The 21,878-nt window shown below is 42.0% G+C and carries 18 protein-coding genes; 3 read left to right on the top strand and 15 right to left on the bottom strand.

Annotated features, from left to right (window positions below):
• Positions 1 to 4 precede the first annotated feature (4 nt).
• From preA to ACNQGS_RS02470, 5 genes are all read right to left on the bottom strand, one after another.
• Positions 5 to 1,291, bottom strand: coding sequence for an NAD-dependent dihydropyrimidine dehydrogenase subunit PreA (gene preA / locus ACNQGS_RS02490; RefSeq protein ID WP_491485976.1), 1,287 nt, complete (start codon positions 1,289 to 1,291; stop codon positions 5 to 7).
• Between the two features lie 44 nt (positions 1,292 to 1,335).
• On the bottom strand, positions 1,336 to 2,703 hold the full coding sequence (locus ACNQGS_RS02485) for an NAD(P)-dependent oxidoreductase (protein WP_491485975.1): 1,368 nt from the start codon (positions 2,701 to 2,703) through the stop codon (positions 1,336 to 1,338).
• A gap of 490 nt (positions 2,704 to 3,193) precedes the next feature.
• The gene (locus ACNQGS_RS02480; RefSeq protein WP_491485974.1) at positions 3,194 to 4,003 is read right to left on the bottom strand and encodes a uroporphyrinogen-III synthase; all 810 of its coding nucleotides are present in this window, start codon (positions 4,001 to 4,003) and stop codon (positions 3,194 to 3,196) included.
• Positions 4,004 to 4,061: 58 nt separating this feature from the next.
• The gene (locus ACNQGS_RS02475) at positions 4,062 to 4,829 is read right to left on the bottom strand and encodes a cobalamin-binding protein (RefSeq protein ID WP_491485973.1); all 768 of its coding nucleotides are present in this window, start codon (positions 4,827 to 4,829) and stop codon (positions 4,062 to 4,064) included.
• A gap of 97 nt (positions 4,830 to 4,926) precedes the next feature.
• Complete coding sequence (locus tag ACNQGS_RS02470; protein WP_491485972.1) at positions 4,927 to 6,507, bottom strand: DHA2 family efflux MFS transporter permease subunit; 1,581 nt, start codon at positions 6,505 to 6,507, stop codon at positions 4,927 to 4,929.
• Positions 6,508 to 6,694: 187 nt separating this feature from the next.
• Between ACNQGS_RS02470 and ACNQGS_RS02465 the strand changes: the two genes are divergently transcribed.
• Positions 6,695 to 7,597, top strand: coding sequence for a TetR/AcrR family transcriptional regulator (locus ACNQGS_RS02465; RefSeq protein ID WP_491485971.1), 903 nt, complete (start codon positions 6,695 to 6,697; stop codon positions 7,595 to 7,597).
• Between the two features lie 52 nt (positions 7,598 to 7,649).
• Here ACNQGS_RS02465 and ACNQGS_RS02460 read toward each other — a convergent pair whose 3' ends face one another.
• The 4 genes from ACNQGS_RS02460 to ACNQGS_RS02445 form a co-directional block, all read right to left on the bottom strand.
• Positions 7,650 to 8,135, bottom strand: coding sequence for a PaaI family thioesterase (locus tag ACNQGS_RS02460; protein ID WP_491485970.1), 486 nt, complete (start codon positions 8,133 to 8,135; stop codon positions 7,650 to 7,652).
• Positions 8,136 to 8,147: 12 nt separating this feature from the next.
• Positions 8,148 to 9,299, bottom strand: a complete 1,152-nt coding sequence (locus ACNQGS_RS02455; protein ID WP_491485969.1) for a lactate 2-monooxygenase — start codon at positions 9,297 to 9,299, stop codon at positions 8,148 to 8,150.
• Positions 9,300 to 9,508: 209 nt separating this feature from the next.
• Positions 9,509 to 10,198, bottom strand: a complete 690-nt coding sequence (locus tag ACNQGS_RS02450) for an LrgB family protein (RefSeq protein ID WP_491485968.1) — start codon at positions 10,196 to 10,198, stop codon at positions 9,509 to 9,511.
• Positions 10,182 to 10,559: a CidA/LrgA family protein gene (locus ACNQGS_RS02445; RefSeq protein ID WP_491485967.1), complete on the bottom strand. Its 378-nt coding sequence runs from the start codon at positions 10,557 to 10,559 to the stop codon at positions 10,182 to 10,184. The genes ACNQGS_RS02450 and ACNQGS_RS02445 overlap by 17 nt, the downstream gene beginning before the upstream one ends.
• 247 nt (positions 10,560 to 10,806) lie before the next feature.
• Between ACNQGS_RS02445 and pepF the strand changes: the two genes are divergently transcribed.
• A complete protein-coding gene (gene pepF / locus ACNQGS_RS02440) occupies positions 10,807 to 12,624 on the top strand; it encodes an oligoendopeptidase F (protein ID WP_491485966.1) in 1,818 nt (605 codons plus the stop codon).
• 931 nt (positions 12,625 to 13,555) lie between these two features.
• Here pepF and ACNQGS_RS02435 read toward each other — a convergent pair.
• Entirely contained in the window at positions 13,556 to 14,620 is a 1,065-nt protein-coding gene (locus tag ACNQGS_RS02435) for a tellurite resistance/C4-dicarboxylate transporter family protein (RefSeq protein ID WP_491485965.1), read from the bottom strand.
• Between the two features lie 150 nt (positions 14,621 to 14,770).
• On the opposite strand from ACNQGS_RS02435, the gene ACNQGS_RS02430 reads away from it, so the two are divergent.
• Positions 14,771 to 15,913, top strand: a complete 1,143-nt coding sequence (locus ACNQGS_RS02430; protein WP_491485964.1) for an acyl-CoA dehydrogenase family protein — start codon at positions 14,771 to 14,773, stop codon at positions 15,911 to 15,913.
• Positions 15,914 to 15,988: 75 nt separating this feature from the next.
• Here the strand turns inward: ACNQGS_RS02430 and ACNQGS_RS02425 are convergent, their stop codons facing one another.
• From ACNQGS_RS02425 to ACNQGS_RS02405, 5 genes are all read right to left on the bottom strand, one after another.
• The gene (locus ACNQGS_RS02425) at positions 15,989 to 17,740 is read right to left on the bottom strand and encodes a bifunctional metallophosphatase/5'-nucleotidase (RefSeq protein ID WP_491485963.1); all 1,752 of its coding nucleotides are present in this window, start codon (positions 17,738 to 17,740) and stop codon (positions 15,989 to 15,991) included.
• Positions 17,741 to 17,886: 146 nt separating this feature from the next.
• Positions 17,887 to 18,882: a VanW family protein gene (locus ACNQGS_RS02420; RefSeq protein WP_491485962.1), complete on the bottom strand. Its 996-nt coding sequence runs from the start codon at positions 18,880 to 18,882 to the stop codon at positions 17,887 to 17,889.
• Between the two features lie 300 nt (positions 18,883 to 19,182).
• Positions 19,183 to 20,109, bottom strand: a complete 927-nt coding sequence (locus ACNQGS_RS02415; RefSeq protein WP_491485961.1) for a thermonuclease family protein — start codon at positions 20,107 to 20,109, stop codon at positions 19,183 to 19,185.
• 157 nt (positions 20,110 to 20,266) lie between these two features.
• Positions 20,267 to 21,253: a proline dehydrogenase family protein gene (locus ACNQGS_RS02410; protein WP_491485960.1), complete on the bottom strand. Its 987-nt coding sequence runs from the start codon at positions 21,251 to 21,253 to the stop codon at positions 20,267 to 20,269.
• A gap of 96 nt (positions 21,254 to 21,349) precedes the next feature.
• Positions 21,350 to 21,850, bottom strand: coding sequence for a hypothetical protein (locus tag ACNQGS_RS02405; RefSeq protein WP_491485959.1), 501 nt, complete (start codon positions 21,848 to 21,850; stop codon positions 21,350 to 21,352).
• Between the last annotated feature and the right edge of the window lie 28 nt (positions 21,851 to 21,878).

Raw genomic sequence — 21,878 nt, 5'->3', positions numbered from 1 at the left:
TCTATCATTTCGTTGTATCCACTTTGCAAGTTATGGCTGTGTTAATAGCTGCCTGACGTTCATTCCAGGTCATAGGCGGCATTTCATTCGGGACTTCAATCATATCAATTGCCCCATCTACGGGACAGACAATTGCGCATAAGTTGCAGCCGACACAATCCTCTTCCCTCACTTTCAGATAGCTTTTTCCTGATGCATCAGAAATCATTTCAATACATTGGTGCGATGTATCCTCACAGGCTATATAACATTTGTTACAGTTAATGCAAACATCCGTATTGATTTTCGCCACGATATTATAGTTCAGATCAAGATTTCCCCAATCCGAGTATTTCGGCACTGATTTGCCGATAATGTCGGAAACAGCAGCGATTCCCTTGCCGTCCAGGTAATGATTCAGCCCCTCAATCATATCCTCGACAATCCGGAAGCCGTGATGCATAGCGGCGGTACAGATTTGGACTCCGGTTGCCCCCATCAGCATAAATTCAACCGCATCCCGCCAGTTGGAGATGCCGCCGATTCCGGAAATCGGGACATTGATTTGTGGATGTCTGGCGCACTCTGCCACCATATTTAAGGCAATTGGCTTTACGGCAGGACCGCAATAACCGCCATGGGCACCCTTCCCGGCGACATGCGGGATCGTATTCCAAGTATCAAGGTCCACGCCCATAAGGCTGTTTATCGTGTTAATCATACTAATAGCATCGGCACCGCCGTTACAAGCTGCTTCCGCAGTTGCTGTAATATCGGTAATATTCGGAGTTAGCTTGACGATAACAGGTGTTTTTGCCACTTCTTTTACCCAAAAGGTTTGTTTTTCTACAAGGGCCGGCACCTGCCCTGAGGCTGAACCCATGCCCCGCTCTGCCATGCCGTGCGGACATCCGAAGTTTAGCTCAAGTCCATCGACCCCTACAGCCTCCACACGTTTAACAATTTCATGCCATTTTTCCTGCTTCGGCTCTACCATCAGAGAGGCGATGATGGCATGGTTTGGGAACTTCTTTTTCGTTTCATAGATTTCCTTTAAATTTACATCGAGCGGACGGTCAGTAATCAATTCAATATTATTAAAGCCTGCGACCCGCTGGCCGTTAAAGCTGATGGCAGCAAAGCGGGAGCTTGTATTCAGAATGGGATCCCCAAGCGTTTTCCAGACGGCTCCTCCCCACCCCGCCTCAAAGGCCCTTTGAACCTGATAGCCTGAATTTGTCGGTGGTGCAGACGCCAGCCAAAATGGATTAGGCGAACTGATCCCTGCGAGGTTAATCCGTAAATCAGCCATCAAATTTCCCCCTTTAAAGTTTTCATGAGATTAATAGACTCGAGTCAAGTAGTTCCCACCGTTATAAATTGTTTGTGAATGGCATAAGCTACTTCTTTTCCTTGCTGGGCAGCCGTCACAACCATGGCTTCCCCTTGTCCTTTGCCAAAAATCACGTCGCCGCAGGCAAATATGTCTGGATTTGATGTCTGCAATGTAACCGGGTCAACCTTAACCACCCCTCCGTCGTGCTCCAATCCAAACTGCTCAATTAAGGAGAGATGTCTTGTTTGTCCGATAGCTTTCACCACAACATCAACCGGAATGACATGTTCTGACCCGACAACCGGTACAGGACGGCGCCGTCCATCCGCCTCAGGTTCACCTAGCTTCATCTTTAAACACTCAATACCTGTCACCTTGCCGTTCTCGTTTCCAATAATCCTTTGCGGTGCAGCCAGCCAGCGAAACTCGACACCATCCTGCTTGGCAAACTCATATTCAAAATCGTAGGCTGTCATTTCATCTATAGTTCTTCGATAGAGGATCTTCACGTTTTCAGCCCCTAGCCGAATGGAACAAGTCGCACCATCTATGGCTGTATTCCCAGCACCAATTACAACCACACGCTTACCCACAAATTCATTAGACAGTTCCCCACCCTTGGTTGCTTTGACAAACTCAATGGCATCATAAACCCCATCCAGCTCCTCGCCTGAAATGCCGAGCCCTGGCACATGTCCCATTCCAGCTGCAAGGACAATCCGGTCAAACCCTTCCATTAATTCTTCAGTCGTAATGTCCCTTCCTACCATCGTATTGGTTCGGATCGTAACGTTTAATTTTTTCACCTGCTCGACTTCCCAAAAAGAAATACGCTGCGGCAACCGAAACGAGACAATACCAAAGGTATTTAAACCGCCAGCCTTGTTGGCAGCTTCAAAAACAGTCACTTTGTAGCCCAGCCGTGCAAGCTCACGTGCTGCCGATAATCCGGCCGGTCCAGCCCCGATGATCGCTATTTTCTTTCCGTTTGATTTCCCTTTTTCAAATAGAGTTTGGTTATTGTGGATGGCCCAATCTGTCGCATAACGCTGCAGATTGCCAATCATGATTGGTTTAGTGGAGTGATTCAGTACACAAGCTCCTTCGCAGAGTTCCTCTGTCGGGCATACTCTTGCGCAGCTTGCTCCTACCGGGTTAGCAGACATAATCGTCTTTGCAGATCCCAGCAAGTTTCCTGAGGCAATTTTTTTAATAAAGGCAGGAATATTGATGCCCGTTGGACAGGCTTTGATACATGGGGCATCATAACAGTAGAGGCAGCGATTAGCTTCATCTATCGCTTCTTGTTTCGTAAGTCCCGGCTCAACCTCTTGAAAGTTTTTTTCAAGATTCGTTAAGGAAATTCGTTGTGTTTTTTCGAATGCCAAATAAAAGCCCTCCCTTTTTGTTCACTAAACAACATTTATGAAAGCGCTTTAATATAAAACTTTTTTAACCCCCTTTTTCAATATATATTTTACAAAAACTCTGCATACTCCATTTATTTTACAGTTTGTAAATAGGCATTACACCTTACATCCTGTTAAATAGTTCTCCCTATTCATTAATCACTATGTAAAAAGAATCCTGTCAAATACGCAAATATTCTTAGCTGTACTCTTTTCTGAATACCTTTTCAATTTAGCACAATTCACCTGAAAAAAATGTAAAAAAGTGGCGTATTGTCAATTATCCTTACAAACTTTTTTATCGACAATTTTTTCAAAATAAATGAAAACTCGCCGATTGGCGAGTCCGTTAGGACGATGACAGAGGCGTAGTTGAATTTATGCGTTAAGACAAGTAAAAAAATTGGTAAAATTTTATACTTGTCTTATTAGCCGAAAAAAGTGCTCCAAAAGGAACACTTTTATACTGTTAAGCGTTGAAATACTTAGCAAGTTCGATAATCATTGCGCCCATTCTTTCATTATCGGGAACGACGAGACGGTTTACACCTTCTTCTCTTAAGGCTTCAGCGGTAACGTTTCCCACTGCTGCAGCTACTACGTTTTTATTCATGGAATATACTATAGAATCAAAAATATTATGCTCCCGTGCATAATTAAAAAGCGAGTGAACCTGTGTTGCCGTGGTAAAACATACAGCATCACATTCAGTAGTCATTAATTCTTGAGACAATTTTTCAACCATCTCCTGCTCAGGCGCGATATGCTGATAAGGGAGGATTTTTTGGACTGACCCGCCTCGGCTTTCAAAAAACGCCGTTAACGTCGGTGCCAATTCTCCGTGCAACTGTATCATAATTTTTTTATTGGAGAAATCATAGGACTCAAGTGCTAGAGCTAATCCCTTCGTAGTACCATCATCTGCTGTGGCAACCGGTTGTACTGCTAATTTTTTTAGCGCCGAAATCGTTTTATAGCCTCTTACCGCCACCTTAGCCTCACGCAGTCTTTTTAAGAAAAGCTCCTCCAAACCGAGCTTTGCCGCTAAGCTAACGAGTGTTTCAGTTCCAATTCCGGTCGTAAGTATTACCCAATCAGCCCCGTTATTTACAAATTTAACTAGGTCAGACTCCACTTCTTTTTCAGCTAAAAAAACTGTCCCTTGGAGGGGCCGGACGATTGGAATTCCGCCTTGTTTCTCAATGATCGTACTAATCTCTTCGATTTTTCTTGATCCGCAAATAATAATCTTCTTCCCTCTCAACCCTTTTTCGTTCATATTTATCATTCCTTTCACTTCGCTCAAGGCAAAACGTAATTTCAGACTTAACCCCTTCTTATGTATGTATCAGCTTGTATAATTTTTCCAATCCCTCTAATAGTCTTGGTGATGGACGACAGTATAGTTCCTCCTCAAGGATGAGAATCAGGTCATCTGTCAAATAGTTTAATCGTTCAAAACCTGGCCGCTTCTTGACTGCATTTTTTTGAACCTTCTCCCTCCTAACCCCTACCCAAGCGAGACAAATAAAGTCAGGTTTCCGGTTTAGAACATCCTCCCAATCGGTTTGAACACTTGCCAATTCCACATCTGCATAAATATTCTTCGCTCCTGCTGCCTCCGATATTTCTGTCAGCCAATTAATTTTTCCAGGGGTAAAAATCGGCTTTGGCCACCATTCCCAATATAATGAAGGACGATTCGTTACATTGGAGGCTAAGGATTTAATGGCTTCAAGCCTTTCGTAAAATTTCTTCGCAGCCGTCGTCCCCCGTTCCGGCATTCCGAGTATGTCAGCGGTTATAATTAAGTCCCGCTCAATATCGTTTAATGATTGCGGGTTTAAAACAATATGAGGAATCCCCCGCTCCTTTAAGGCCTCTACATTTTTCTCCATTCCGGGTACACTTAGTGAAGCCAGAACCATATCTGGCTGCAGCTCTTCAACTAAGTCCATATTTATTGATAAATCAGGACCTAATTTAGGCAGATCTGAAACGGCTGCCGGCCAGTCAGAAAAATCGTCAACCCCCACTAACAAATTTGTTAAGCCTAGGTACTCTATCAGTTCGGTATTACTCGGACATAATGAAATTACTCGCAAAGCATCCTTCTCCCCTTCGAAACAAGTCTTTTTTTCATTATATATAAAAACCAGGCATTCGAAAGGAATACCTGGTAAAAAGTTTATTTAGTGCAGATTAATTTCCCGCTAATTTTCTGGTTGCCTTAGCACCCATTGGCTTTGTTTCACCTGAATCTTCAGCCTGCTTAGCCCGCTTAATAAAGAAGGCAAGGACGAGTGCAACCGCCGCGATAGCTGTTGCAAAGAAGAAGGAGTAATTTATTCCATCTAACATGGCTTTCATCATAATTTCTTGTTTCATTTGCGCGATAACTTCCGGTGTTGGAGACTGGGTAGCGTTTTTCATGGCTGCCTGCGCAGCAGTCCCAAGTTCCTCTGCCTTTGCAGTAGTCCTATTGGTCATAACCGTTACTAACAAGGCAGTCCCAATCGCACCAGCCACCTGGTTTAAGGTATTGTTCATGGCTGTTCCATGTGGATATAAGCGGGCTGGTAATTGGTTTAAGCCATTCGTTGATACCGGCATCATGACCATCGACATGCCAAACATCCGGACGGAATATAGAATAATCAAGTGAGTATAGGAAGTATGCAGTTCAAGCTTAGTAAACATAAAAGTTGTTACTGTCAATATAGTTAAACCGGTAATCGCCAGGATACGGCCGCCAAACTTATCAAACAGTTTTCCTGTAATCGGAGACATGATCGACATTAAAATCGCTCCAGGAAGCAGCATTAAACCTGCATCCATAGGCGAAATGCCGCGAATGGTCTGAACGTAAATTGGAAGCAAAATCATCCCAGAAAACAATGCCATATTGACAACCATGGCGATTGCAGAAGATAATGCAAACATTGGGTATTTATAAACTCGGAAATTCAGTAAAGGATTTTCTTGCTTTAACTGTCGCACAATAAACACAATCAAGCAGACGACTCCAATAATAATTGAGCCATAGACAATCGGGTCATCCCAGCCGCCTTGGCCCCATGTACTGCCGCCTGTATCTCCTGAAGTATTCCGCTTTCCAGCGGAACTAAATCCATAAAGAATTCCGCCAAAGCCGAGGCTGGATAACACAAGTGAAATTAAATCAATACGCATATTTACTTTTTCTTTTTTATCCTTCAGTAAGAAAAAGCCGATTAAAACTACAACGATGGCTATTGGTGTAATAAAGTGGAAGAGCATTCTCCAATCATAATGTTCAATAATCCAGCCTGAAAGGGTAGGCCCAATGGCTGGTGCAGACATTAAGATGAGGCCGAACACGCCCATTGCCGTTCCCCTTTTTTCAACTGGGAAGCTTACTAACATAACATTCATCAAGAGCGGCATTAAAATGGCAGAACCCGAAGCCTGCAGCATCCGTCCGCCTAATAAAATAGGAAAAACATGAGCAGTACCTGCGAGAATTGTCCCAGCTAAAAATAATAGCATTGCTGATAAGAACAATCGTCGAACTGAATATTTTTGAATTAAATAAGCAGTGGAAGGAATTAAAATTCCGTTTACCAGCATAAAGCCGGTGGTCAACCACTGCACAGTTGATGCTTCCACATCCAGGTCCTTCATAATTGAAGGCAAAGCAATATTTAATAATGTATTATTTAAGAACGCAATAAAAGCACCGACCATTAACACCGCTATAATGCCATAAGGCGGCCGGCCGGACTTATTTATGGTTTGATCCATTCTATTTCCCCCTATAAACTTGTTGTTCATTTTTTTATACCCCTGTTTCATACTTACATAATAATATACGCGCTGTTCAATTTTTGCAATAAAAAAATCTGCGTGTTTTATTGGTTTGTAAACTAGTAAAAATTCAGGTACTATGATTTTATACACTCTGTACAAAAAAAAATCAAGGTGATAAATGATGAATGATCGAAAAAAGCATGTTGTCAAAATGGCACATCAGCTATTTATTGATAAAGGGTTTCAGTCAACATCGATTCAGGATATTTTAGATTACAGCGGTATTTCCAAAGGGACCTTTTATAATTACTTTTCCTCAAAAAATGAATTATTAATTGCTATTTTTAAAACTGTTTTTTCTGAATTAGCGACATTACGAAATGAACTATTAATTGGCCAAGACCGGTCAGATATTGAAATCTTTATTAAGCAGATTGAACTTCAATTAAAGACGAATCGAAAAAATAAGTTAATCACCCTTTTTGAAGAGGTAATAGTTTCTAATGATGCCGACCTAAAGCAATTTATCGAACGTGGTAAGGTAAAGAACATTCATTGGGTTTACCTGCGATTAATTGATCTTTTTGGCGAAAAAAAGAAAGACTATTTATTAGATTGTGCCATTATGTTTATGGGCATGCTAAGAGAGAACTTAAAGTTTTCACTGTTGGCCCATGATTCAAATGTCAATCTCAGCCGTATTGTACGCTATACGGTTAACCGGTTAGTAAATATGGTGAATGAAGTGGCTGATCAGAATGAACAATTAATTAGTCCGCAAGCTTTGGAATCCTGGTTCCCTGATTGTAAAAAAAATCAGCATGATTTTCAAAAGAGGATTCATCATGCCATTTTTACCCTTAAAAGCAAATTGGGCCAAAATGAGCAATCTGCCTATATTTGCCTATTGGATTTTATTGAAGAAGAGCTGCTCGATACAAAAAAACCTCGTAAATTCCTAATTGAAAGCGCCCTTTTTTCTTTAAATGCACAACTACGGGACATTCTGAAGGAAGACCTAAAGAAATTGGAAAGTATTGTTGAAGATTTTTTTATCAGTCTTGATAAAATTAATAAAAAATAGAAAAAAGCAGTCCTTTTACCCGGTTAAGTAAAGGTACTGCTTTTTTCATTAATTACCCCTTTTGGACAAATGTGCTAGGCATGACAACTGCAACAACTTCACCTTTTGCACATAGAGTTTCATTTGCAAAAACTTCGGTTGTCACCTTAAATTTCTTAGGGTGAATCTCCTCCACTATGCCCACCGCTTTTAATGGTATGCCATGTGGAGTTGGCTTCATAAAATTGACATTTAAGGATGCTGTGACAAAACGAGGCGGTTCAGCCCCTTCCCCCGGTTCATGGCCATTTTTTCGGTGCAGGACCAGAGCTGCTGAACCTGTACCATGACAATCAATTAAGGAAGCAACAAGCCCTCCATAAACAAAACCCGGCAGCGCTAGATGTTCAGGCTTTGGGGTATAGGTGGTAACGGTTTTTTCCCCGTCCCAGCCGGTCCGAAAGTGATGACCTGCTTCATTTAAGCGGCCGCAGCCATAACACCAGGCAAAATCATCCGGATATTCATCCTGAATTGCGTTTAACACTAATTCCTCCATTTTGCTTACCCCCTAGACACTTTTTAACAAATCTCTATTTAATTCGGTAACAGAGCGTTTACCGGATAAAGCAAGTGTCAAGTCAAAATCGGCAATCAGGTTTCTTAATACTTGTTTAACCCCCTCTTGACCCGCCAATGCCAAGCCGTACATGTATGGACGTCCGACCAAAACTGCCTTCGCCCCTAACGCAAGTGCTTTAATAATATCAGAGCCTCTTCGAATTCCGCTGTCCATTAGTACTGGAATTTCACCGTTTACAGCGTCGACGATATCTGGTAATGCATCGATTGCTGCTATGGCACCGTCGACCTGTCTGCCGCCGTGATTGCTGACGATGATTCCATCTACACCATGTTCTACTGCAAGCCTTGCGTCTTCAGGGTGTAATATTCCTTTTAGTAGAATTGGTAAGGAGGTTTGAGCTTTAATGAATTCAAGGTCCTCCCAGGTTAAAGTCGGATTGCCGAAAACCCTCGCCCACAGCATGATAGCCGCTTGCAAATCCTCTTGTGGAGATTTTTCTAATCGAGAACAGAAAACTGGGTCTTCTAAATAATTGCCAATTCCTTGTGCTTCCAAGAAAGGCAGATAGGCATTCTCAATATCCTTTTCGCGCCATGCCATCATCGGTGTGTCCAAGGTGATGACGATCGCATCATATCCAGCTGCTTCCGCCCTTTTTACCATACTCGCGGCAATTTCCCTATCTTTACTCCAATATAATTGATACCAGCGGGGAGCTTGTCCCATCTCACCTGCTATTTTTTCCAAACTGTATGTAGAGGCTGTACTTGCAATGAACGGAACATCCATGGCCGCCGCAGCCCTTGCTGTTGCGAGTTCACCTTCAGGGTGGACAATGGACTGAACCCCAACTGGTGCCAACAAAACTGGGTAAGCCAATTTTTTGCCGAATAGCTCGATGCTTAAATCTCTAGAAGATGTATCGCAAAGCATTCTAGGGACAATTTGCCATTTTTCAAATGCCTTGTTATTTTGCTTCGCCGTGATTTCGGCACCCGCTGAAGCAGCTACATAATAATAAGGCTTATTTTCCAGCTTTTCCTTTGCCTTTGCCTCTAACTCTTCGTAGGATACCGGAATGATATTTTTCTCATACTGCTGATAAACCTTGAATTGGACGTGATTACCGAAACTCATATTTACTTCCTCCCCAATGATTTTTTTCTTAAAAACTTTTTTAAAATAATGTTAATCGAAAACGTTTACAATGTCATGATATCATTGGAAAAATAGCTTGGTCAACGAGTTGACGAAATATTATAAAAACATTTTTGTTATTAATAGAAATAGAAAAAGAAGGAAGTTGAGTATCTTCCTTCTTTTAATTTACAACATGTCAATCTTGTTCAGTAAATATAAAGGATTAAAGGAGCGAATACAGACATAATGATGGCAGCGGTAATCATAGCAATGCTTCCCATCGCACCTTCTAGTTCTCCCCACTCAAATGCCCTCTTGGCCCCGATTGCTTGCGCAGAAGTTCCCAATGCCAAGCCTTTGGCAATTCCACTTTTGATACGCGCGTACTTTAACATAGAAGGCCCAATAGTAAGGGATAAAATACCGGAAAACAGAACAAACATCAAGGTTAGTGAAGAGCTTGCTCCAACCGATTGCGAAATAGAAAGTGCAATAGGTGCAGTAACTGATTTTGGAATGAGGGTAATCATTATTTCCCTATTTACGTGGAGCAATTTGGTCAAAAACACAACCGTCGCCACACCCGTTATTGTACCTGACAGGACTGCCAATAGAATGACCAATAAATATCTTTTTATTAGCTTGATATGTTTGTATAAAGGAACAGCTAATGAAACAGTGGCTGTTCCCAAAAGGAGAGAGAATACCTCTGAGCCTGATGTATAATCATCCATTTTTAAGTGGAACAACGAAATCATCGAAATGATGAAAACTGTAACGGTGTATAAAGGGTTTAACCACGGCTTTTGATATCTATTAAAAACTTTCAATCCGATTAGGTAGCTGATTACCGTGACAGCTGTACATAAAAGGATGCTTTCAATTATTTTTTCCATTTTGCCTCCCCCTCTTTGTTTTGATTTCGAAAAACTCTGCCATTCCCGCCGTAACCAGCAATACTGCGATGCTGCTGGCTGCGAGTATTGCAGTCAGTTTTAATCCTTCGATCCGAAAGATACCAGTATAGTGCCACACCCCGACAGCAAAAGGAATAAAAAGAAGTGTAATATGTTTGATATGGAGCTGTGCTATAGCTTCGACCCATTTGAGTTTACAGATCTTTAATGTCAAACCTAGAAACAAAAGGGCCATTCCAACGATGCTTCCTGGAAGAGGAAGATTAAGACATCTCACCAGACCATTTCCAATAAAATAAAACAAAAGGACTGTGATGAATTGAACAAAATAATTAACCATCGGTTCCCACCCTCCTGTCAGCTCATTTTTATCGTTTAACGAGCAGGAATCGTTTTAATAATGCTAGTATGGCATATATTGAAGGAACATTCTGCAAATTTGTAAGGTTTCCTAACACTGAAATGTAAATCAGAGCTGATGTTTGTGAGATATCCTAACTTTTTCTATAAAATAAAGTTGACTAAATTTTCAGGGTAATTATATGATGAAATTTAGGGAAGCTAAATATTTTAGGGGGAATACATGTATGGATAAAACAATCGAAAAACGGCTGAGCAGGTCCGAAGTACCCGAGGATTTCACTTGGAATCTCAGTGATTTATTCCCATCCATAGAGGCATGGGAAGCAGAGTTAGACATAATAGATAAAGAGATTGCCTTCTTCAATCAGTTTAAGGGTACTTTACATACAAGTTCTAAAGCCTTGCTGGATTGCCTGTCGGCACAGGAGCAACATTCGATGCGGATTATCAAAGCTTGGACATATGTGAACTTAAAGCAATCGGCTGACGGGTCAGATCCGGAAAACCAAGCCAATTCCGCAAAATTTGCTTTACTACGGACAAAGAGTATTGCTGCCCTATCGTTTATCAATTCGGAAATCCTTGATTTTGAAGAAGGAACCCTTGAAAAGTTTTTTCAAGAAGAGCCTAGGTTAGAACCATTCTGGAAAAGTTTAAATGAGCTTTTAGAAACGAAAAAGCATCGGCTTTCACCAGAAACCGAAGAAGCGCTTGCTGCACTTGGAGATGTTCATGGTGCCCCCTATCAAATCTATCAAATGACAAAATTGGCAGATATGGACTTTGCGACAATTCAAGATTCAAACGGAAAGGAACTGCCGGTCTCTTTTGCCCTTTTTGAAAGCCGCTATGAGTTTTCGGAAGATACAGATGTTCGACGTAAAGCCTATAAGTCTTTTGTTTCGACGCTTAAACAGTACACGAATACAATGGCAGCTACTTATTCGACAGAGGTGAAAAAGCAAGTTACACTTGCCCGCTTACGCAATTATGAATCTGTCACTCACATGCTCCTCGAGCCTCAGCAGGTTTCGCTTGAAATGTATAACAATCAGATTGATATCATTTTTAAAGAATTGGCTCCGCACATGCGCAGGTTTGCACTTTTGAAGAAGAAAGTCTTGGGTCTTGATGAAATGCTTTTCTGTGATTTGAAAGCACCGCTCGATCCGGATTTCAATCCAAGTACCACCTTTGAAGAAGCCAGCCAGGTAATCTTGGAATCTTTGAAAGTCCTGGGACCTGAATACTGTGAAGTAATTGAAAGAGGTTTTAATGAAAGATGGGTAGACCGGGCGGACAATATAGGCAAATCAACCGGGGCCTTTTGTTCGAGCCCTTATGGCGCACATCCGTATATCTTGATTACATGGCAGGATAATATGCGCGGATGCTTCACACTCGCCCATGAATTCGGTCATGCAGGACATTTCTATTTAGCCAATAAGAATCAACGTATCATGAATGTCCGTCCTTCGATGTATTTCGTCGAGGCCCCTTCTACGATGAATGAAATGCTGCTGGGCCAGCATTTATTGGCTAATTACAAAGATGACAAGCAGATGCGCCGCTGGGTTATTTTACAGTTATTAGGAACTTACTATCATAATTTTGTCACTCACCTGCTCGAGGCTGAGTATCAACGTAGAGTGTATGCCTTGGCCGAAGAAGGCAAAGCAATGACTGCGAAAACATTAACAGAAGTAACTGGCACAGTTCTTTCCGAGTTCTGGGGAGACACAGTGGTGATTGATGAAGGTGCCCGCCTGACCTGGATGCGCCAACCGCATTATTATATGGGCTTATATCCGTACACTTACTCCGCAGGACTAACTGTTTCCACGGCTATGGCGCAAATTATCCAGGAAGAAGGCCAGCCTGCGGTTGACAGATGGCTCGACGTCCTTCGCGCTGGCGGAACCATGAAACCATTAGAATTAATAAAACATGCCGGCATCGACATGTCTAGCCCGGAACCAATTAAGAAAGCGGTAGCTTATGTTGGGTCACTAATTGATGAATTGGAGCGGTCTTACGAATAAAAGGTAGGTGTCAGGCAGTGCAAAAAGAAAAAAAGGCAAATTGTCCACCTGAGGCGGACAATTTGCCTTTTTTGTATATGATTGAATTTCATAACCACTGGAGTTCCCATTTTTTCAGCCGTGGGATGTTATGAATCTTTTATAACGACCGGAGTTCTGATTCCTTCGGGTATTCGGGTGTTATGAGCTCTACTTAATGACCGGAGCTCTGTTTTCTTCGGGCATTCGGGAGTTATAGAGGCCTTCATAACGGCCGGGCTCTGATTTCTTCGTGCATTCGGGAGTTATGAGCTCTTCATAACGACCGAAGTACTAATTTTTACGGTCGATTGAGAGTTATGATCCCTTTATAACGCCCGGGGCTCTGATTCCTTCGGTCGATCGGGAGTTATAAGTGCCTTCATAACGCCCGGAGCTCTGATTCTTTCGTGCGTTCGGGAGTTATGAGCTCTTCATAACGCCCGGAGCTCTGATTTCTTCGGGTCTTCGGGTGTTATGATCCCTTCATAACGCCCGGAGTTCTGATTTCTTCGTGCGTTCGGGAGTTATGAGCTCTTCATAACGCCCGGGGCTCTGATTCCTTCGGTCGATTGGGAGTTATAAGTGCCTTCATAACGCCCGGAGTTCTGATTTCTTCGGGCCTTCGGGAGTTATGAGCTCTTCATAACGCCCGGAGCTCTGATTTCTTCGGGCATTCGGGAGTTATGAGCTCTTCATAACGGCCGGAGCTCTGATTCCTTCGGTCGATCGGGAGTTATAACCATTTCATAGCGAACGGGAGTTCTGATTCCTTCGGTCGATTGGGAGTTATAAGTGCCTTCATAACGCCCGGAGTTCTGATTTCTTCGGGCATTCGGGAGTTATGAGCTCTTCATAACGCCCGGGGCTCAAATTCCTTCGGGCCTTCGGATGTTATGAGTTCCATAGGTTGTTAGGCACCATGCCCAACACCCGTATTGTTATGATTGGTTTTAATGTGGCGATACAAATGATGAATAAGTCCAATAAATACGGTCACCCATGCCCCCATCGCGATATAGACCATAATGTCCGGAATAACGGTTAAAAATGGCACCTTGAGGGCTTTCGAAAGTTGAAATGTGCTAAGCGTGTACATGGCAAGCGGAAATGCCATTCCCCAAAATTGCGGGTCATAGTTTATTGGCTCCCGATGATATAAATGCTTCCATACCATCAAAATGAATAAAAGCGGTATCCACCAAGTACCGGTAATCCAAAAGAATAAGGTGAATCCCTTAATAAATGGCGTTATTTCGATAAGAAATGACCAATTTTGTGAATTTAGAATCAACGTAGCACCCGCTAAGGTCGTTATCGCAACTGCGCCCATATTAATCCAATAAGGCGGTGTCAATGCGGAGAATTTCAACTCTATAAAAGTAAATCTATAAAATATCAGAGTTATAATGTTTATGTATAGCATACATCCCAAAAAGTACATGCACAGAGTAAAAAATAAAACCATATCCCTCCCTGCCACTAAATGCGGGGAAAGCAAGGTGCCGAGAATAGAAACAGACTGTGTCCCCACAACCGCAATTAACCAGCCGCCGTTAATCCCATCTGCCAAAGAAGGTTTATCATTTCGTATCGTTACGGCTGCGAAAAATGTATACATGACCAAAATCCATAAAAATATGGCAAGGTACCATAAAATGACCGCGATTGAATAATTCTTCTCAACGATAATAAGCTGGCTTCCGAGGACGCTGGTCCCTGCGACTAAGGTAAAAAAACCGGGTCCTTTTGTATGACTGGAGATGTCTGCTCTAAGACTAGGAAAATATTTAAATAACCGAATCAACGTTAAGAACCACAGAATAATATACGCCACCACATTAACATATAACAAAGCTATCGAAATCAGTTTCATTCCAAGCAAAAAGGCCGCAATCGATAATGCTCCGGTAGCCATCACCACAGCGAAATACCCGGGAAAAAGCGTTTTCGCAGTTTGCTTGATAAAATTTATCATCTTACCCACTCCTAGGATGCAAAAATATCTCTACTATAACAATAACATTTTTTCGACCTCTGTGATACAGCTCATAGAACAATAGCCGAGCCTTCTATATACTGGCAATAGATTGAAAATTCAGCAATGTCGAAAGGGGTTTTTAGAGAAATGAATTTATTGCTTTCTGATGAACAGACTCAACTCCAAAAAATGGTGAAGGATTTGGCTGCTGAAAAAATAGCACCTTTATCTAAACAATTTTATCAAAACGGCGCTTTTCCATCCGAAATTTTCTCCCTTCTTTCAAAACAAGGGTTGATGGGATTAATGCTGCCGCCGGTTTTTGAAGGAGCAGGTGCAGATACATACAGTTTCCTTATTACGATGGAATCCATCGGCAGGGCTTGCCCTTCCACAGCCTTCCTATTCAACACACATCTGGCTGCTTCATTAGCCATTCTTGCTATTGGTTCTCCCGCACAAAAGGAAAAATATTTAAAGCCGCTGGCACGAGGAGAATGGATTTGTGCCCTTGCAGGAACCGAATCAGGCGGAGGTTCGAACCCATTTACAATCCAAACAACCGCTGTCAAAAGCGGGGATTCTTATATTTTAAATGGAACAAAAACCTTTATCAGTGGTGCAGGCTCAGCAGATGTTTATTTGGTGATGGCGAAAACAGTAAACGAATCAGGCCAACCTGGATTAAGTATGTTTTTAGTCGAAAAAGGCACACCTGGATTTACCTTCGGAAAATTGGAGGATAAACTTGGGATGCTCGCTCTTCCAACAGGAGAATTAATTTTCGAAAATTGCCGCCTCTCAGGTGATGCCCTGCTAGGATCAATTGGATCCGGTCTTCAGGTAATGGGTGTGGCAGGCGGATTGGCTGCTTTAGGCGCGGGGTCCATCGCTTTAGGATTAGCCCAGGCTGCCGTTGATGAAACAAAGACTTATCTCAAGGATCGTCAAATCCTTGGGCAAAAACTAGGAGAAATGGGTGCAGTTCAGATGCGCTTTGCTGATATGCTGATTGAGCTTCAAGCAGCCCAAAGCCTTTTATACCAAGCTGCCCGTGACAGGGATACAAGTAAACCAGGACCGATTCCAACCGTCTTTCAGGCCAAAATCAATACCACGGAAAAGGCATTAAAAATCATTGATACCGCTATTCAATTACACGGGATGTATGGCTATTCCAAAGAATATCCGTTCGAACAATATTACCGGGATGCCCGTGCATTGACGATCCATTTTGGCAATAATGACGTGATGAGATCAAATTTAAGTAAAATGGTTCTTGGAGTTTAGAATGGTTTTTAGAGTCAAAAGAAAAAAGGGCTTTGATTTTCTTAATCAGCGCCCTTTTTTATTGCAAAGCTTCGATTATTTAACCTTCTGAATCCTATTTTGGTTGCTGTAGGTGAATGGTTTTGGCTGCGCCTGAATGTAATTCACTAGAACGTCTAAATCGACCGGACCAATCTCTTTATTGGTGGCCCTAGTGAATTCTGTGAAACCGTCTCCTCCGCCAGAGAGGAAGACGTTGGCCGCTACCGTATAGGAAGCATTAGGATCTAGTTCCGTTCCATCGGCAAGCTTGATAATTCCTACCCGTTGGCCTACAGGTTTCGTGGAATCCCAAGTATAGGTTATCCCGGAAATCTGCAGCATGGTCATTTTCGAGTCTGTCCACTGCTGGTTAAGCAAATTGCGAATTTGCTGACCTGTCATTACCATTTTCACCATATCATTATTAAATGGCTGAACCGTATACACTTCGCCCCATGTGATATCCCCAGGATCAAAATCTGCGCGGATCCCGCCTGGATTCATAAATGCCATTTGCGTCCCTAGTGCTTGTCTTTGGGCATTGGCAATGAAGTCGCCGAGAACCGATTCACCATTTTCGTTTTGCTTGGCTGTTAATGGTTCGGACGTGGAACCAACAACACGGTTTACAATCGGTTCAATTTTTGATTCATATCCTTCAATCATTTGTTTTATATCAGGGTCTGGGTCAATTCCCTCCTGGAATGTTGTCACAATTTCACCTCTTTTTGTGACAATATCCTTTGTCTTTGGATCAATCTCGATATCGACATCAGAAAAAGCCGTTCCATAAGAGTAGGCTTGAACTATTAACTTATTATCGATTGTGGCATTCATATAGGCATGGTTATGTCCGCCGAAAATCACATCCACTTCGTCATCAACACGATTGGCGATATCGACCAGCTGGCCCGTTGGGTTTTCCCCATTTGGACCGGAAGTACCCGGATTATGGGCTAAAACAACGATCGCTTTGACACCTTGCTTTTTCAATTCTGCAACGTTTTTATTAATGGCTTCGACCTCATCCGTAAATTGCAAACCTGCTACACCGCTTGGTACCACAATGGTTGGAGTTTCCGTTGTGACAACGCCGATAAAGCCGATTGGCATTCCGTTTACTTTCATGACTTGGTAAGGCGGCAAGATCGTTTTGCCTGTTTCTTTATTAATAACATTGGCGACCACCCAAGGGAATTGGGATCCTGCAAAATTGCCTGTTTTCGGATGGGAGCCGCCATGGATAAGCCTAAGCAGTTCATTTACCCCTTCATCAAATTCGTGGTTTCCAACCGTTCCAATATCAAATCCCATTCTGTTTAAAAACTCAATTGTCGGTTCATCCTGCAAAAGCGCGGAAACGGGCGGGCTTGCTCCGACCATATCACCTGCCTGGACAAGCAGGGTGTTTTTGTTTTCTGCTGCACGCTGCTTTAAATATGCCGCTAAATAATCAGCGCGTCCGACAGGTTTCCCGTTTACCTTACGGGTTACGTTTAACTGGCCATGCAAATCATTGATTCCCAAAAGCTGAATGGGAATATAGCGCTGACTCGGGGCAGGCGGCTTCGTTTTTTTCTGCTTTGTTTCCGGACGGTCTGAAATATGTCCATGATACTTTTCAGATAAACCTTGGTCGCCGTTTCCTCTTTGATTCTGTCTCACTGTTTCAACACTATGTGTTTCAGAAATTAGTTCATGATGCTGGTGACCCTCCGTCCCTTGAGCGGAGACCTGTAAGGTTCCCGCCCAGCCCATCAAGGAAAGAACAATAACAAAAACGAACATCTTATTTATCCACTTCATTCCATTTCCTCCTATATTTTTCTAACAAACCAAAGCTATTTTTCGCTTTGTATAGAAGGAATATGCATTTAAAAATTAACCAAATAAAAAAGTGGAGTCAGACACTTTATCCATATTGGATATAGTGTCTGACTCCACAAAAACATCTAATGTCCCTGTGCATAAAGGGTTTGATAAGCTGCGGATGTTCTTATTTCAATGGTTAATTTTCCTTTTCCGTAAATGGTTTTGATTAATAACGGCACTCCTGTGGTGTTTTGAAATTGAAAGTCCTTGCCGCCGTATGAGACAGTGGCATCACGGCCAGGAGGGACATAGCCAACCGAAAGTGAATGGTGATTCCATTCAATATATTGCACACCTACTTTGTCAATGGCATTAAACAATGTTGAAGACGTTTGGCAGATACCGCCGCCAATCCCATCGACCAGCTTCTTATTGACGATTTCCTTTGCGGGCTGATAGCCATGAGCAGCATCACTTGGGCCGACAGTTGTATTAAAGGAAAAAACATCTCCAGTACCAACAATTACGTTATCAATGGCTTCGCCTGATAGCTCGATATTCTTGGAGCGCCCCGCCACCCTACTGTCAAAGTATGTCGAGTACGATGCCAATACTACTTCTCCCAAACCAGCAATATCTTCAGGCTTATAGCCGCTTTCTGTCACATAAATTGGCAGATCCACATCCCCGCCTGCAACAGATGCCGCCATTATTTTTTCCACCAATTCCGATTCTTCAAGGATAATCCGCGGTTTTCCTTTAATTAATTGACCATTGGCATCGATTTTATCGAGAACCATCTTTTGATCATATCCCGGTTTCGCTTCAGTTCCTCTTGCCAAATCCTTCGCCCATTTTTCAAGTTCTTTTTGATAGGCATCTTTATTTGTTTCAAAGCCCATTTCCTTTGGTGAAAACGTTCTAATAGTTTCCTTAGTATTTGGATCAATAACATTGACTATAATTGGTTTTGGTTCTTCCTTCTGAGGTTTTTCTTCCCCTGTTTTAACAGGTGGTTTGGCCTGTTCTGTCACCTTTGGGCCAGTGTTCTCTTTGACCGTTTTTTCAGCACAGCCGGCCAATCCTAGTAAACTAGCAATTAAACAAATTGGCACGACCCACTTCCACTTTCCCATTACGCAACTTCTCCTCTTATCCTTTATCAAGTTGTCTTATCAACGCCATATTTGAGACCCACTGAACTATCCTATTCCGGAATACATGTCAACATGACTAGGTATTTCCCAATCTGCTTCAAATGACCTTATTAACCGACAAAATATGTAATGAGAAAACAGGGATTATTATCCAGTCCTTTATTATTATAAAACAAAGGTGATGTCGAATTTTGTCCGTTTGTCTGACTTAAAAACAAAAAAAGCCATCAAAAAGATGACTTTTTAGAACTGACCGGGAAAAATAACCGCCCTGCCGCCTTATTGCTCACACGCATAATTATCTTTATCTCGATCCATTTTCGCTTGATAAGCTGGGTGGCCGGCAGGAACACCGTTTGGATACACCTTCCTCAATTCAGTGCAATTTTGAAAAATCTCAGATTTAGTCCCTGTTGTGCTTGTATCCGTTCCGCTCGAAGTAGATCCTGTAGACGTGCTGCTCCCTGTTGAATAGGAACCGCTGCTTTTTGAAGTAGAACTTCCGTCCAGATCCCCCTTCGTCGTTCCATCTGCGCCATATGACCACAGACCTTTATTTGCTTCCCGTGCTTCCCGCGCGAATTTTACAAAAAACTCACTGTATTTGACATCCGGAGGATATGTGGAGGGTTCCGCATATCCATTTAAGACCAAATCCGCGTTGTACATTTTGCTGCGAATTTCCGCTTCATCCATATCATTTGTTGGTACATCCATCCAGATAATCCTTAAATAGCGTCCATAGCGATCGGTTGAGGATACATCCTTTTGCAGCCAAACCTGTTTTCCCTCCAGCTTCGATTTCGTATAATTGCTGGCTTCTTTACCGTAAACTTCATGTCTAGTCGTCGATTCCGGGGTGTTGACCCCAACAAAGCGAACTTTTCTTCCGTCTGAAGTGACAATCGTATCACCATCTACAACCCTGCCAACAGTGACTAGCTCCAAACCAAGACTTTTGGCAAGCTCCTCTTGACTTTGCTTGGGCTCAGTGACAGGCTCGCTATTATTCCCGACTTCTACTGGTTGCGCCGACTCTTTTACTTCAACATCAGCCTTCTTTTCTGTTGTTTCCTTTGAAACCGTATCTACTTTTGTTTTGTTCGTTTCCTTAGATGTAGGATCGTTAGAACATGCTCCCAACAGTAATGAAGTGATGACGGAAATGACAATTACCCAACTAGGGTTCCACTTAAATCTTTCCAAAGCTTTTCTCTCCTTTTTTAAAACAAACCGAACTATTCAATTAGTTTACTATATCATTTTTCATGAAAAATTTCTTTGGATTTACTTATATTTACAATGTAAATGCGTGTTTTAGCTAAAAAAACCCTCATTCCTGAAAATGAGAGTTTGTAGTTCATTATTTACGTTTATTTTTATTGCCTCTTGTCACACGTCCTAAAATAAAGGCTCCAGCCGCAACACCAAGAATCGTGTTTGTTTTCTTATTGAAAACTTGCTTCGCCACAAGATTTAAATTCTGTGGTCTTTCTGCAAGCCGACGCATGAAATAGCCGTACCAGTCGTTGCCAAATGGGACATACGTACAGAAATTAAAGCCTTCTTTTGCCAGCTTTAACTGCAGCTCTTTTCTAAAACCATACAGCATTTGGAATTCAAATTTATCGTTAGGAATATTGTTCAGTTTAACAAATTCCTTTACATGATTGATAATTCGATGGTCATGAGTGGCAATTGATGTAAATTTGCCGTTTAATAGGTGCCATTCAATCAACTTGATATAGTTGGCATCAATATCCTTTTTGTCCTGATAGGCAATCTCTGCAGGCTCTTTATAGGCTCCTTTTACAAGGCGAATCCGAAAGTTTTTATATTTTTCAAGATAATCCATTGCCTGATGGAAGTAAGCCTGGATAACGGTACCGACATTATCATACTCTAAAGAAAGATCATCCAATAGATCAAACGTTGGCTGAAGATGCTTGAAATCCTCCATGTCGATATTGACAAACATGTTATATTGATTAGCCTTGTCGACAATCTCTCTGACATTGTTTAAGCAAAGACTATAATCAATATCTAATCCAAGTTGAGTTGGTTTTAAAGAGATATGTGCGTCGGCATTATTAATATGTATTGCTTCGATAACTTTAAGAATCTGTTCCCTAGCAGCTGCTGCCTCTTCTTCTTTGAATACAAACTCACCCAAATTATCGACAGTACAGGAGATACCGTTGGCGTTGAGGTCTTTAATACTCTTAATTGCTTCCTCAATATTTGTTCCCGCAACAACACTTTGTGCTCCCATCTTCAAGCCGTACTTTTTAGCAGTACTATTAAGGAATTGATTTTGTGATAGGCTCATAAAAATATCTTTTAACATCATGACTGCTCCCTTTTACTGATGTATTCAATTTACAAAAATATTATAGCATACGCTTACAATAAAACTTATTTTGAGAAAATTCAAAATGAATCTAGCTTATACCCAATTATCGTCACCGCTGTCCCAATCTCCTTGGTCATAATCATCCTGCTGATTATCGTTGTCTGAATTGTCATAATCGTAATCCTGGTTTGAGTCATCCCCTAGTTCTTCCCGGAGTTGTTCAATTTCATCCTCTTGGATAATATTTTGGTCCATCAACTGCTGCATGATTTCATGGTCTTGCAGGTGCTGCATTGCTTGAAACTGATCAAAGCCAATTCTGCCTTGTTCAAAAAGATAGGTTAATAAAGCCCCTGCTGCCATGCCGCCTGCGAAGGTTCCGAACCGCCCAAAGCCACCATGACCTTGAGGGTAATATTCCTGCCTGCCGTAGTAATTTCTGCGCGGCGGTTCCATGATTTGCGGTCGGTTGCGATTGGTTAACGGTCGAATAATCAAAAAGTATACTAATAAGATAATGATTATGATGCTTGTAAAAATCATTTTCATCCCTGCCCTCAAATAGCTTAAGTCTGTCTGCCTATAGTCTTGCACTTATTTTAAAAAATAAAAGCCCCCATTT

This window comes from Neobacillus sp. PVCKKU3, from assembly GCF_058323225.1.
This window is presented reverse-complemented; position numbering and strand designations above follow the sequence as displayed.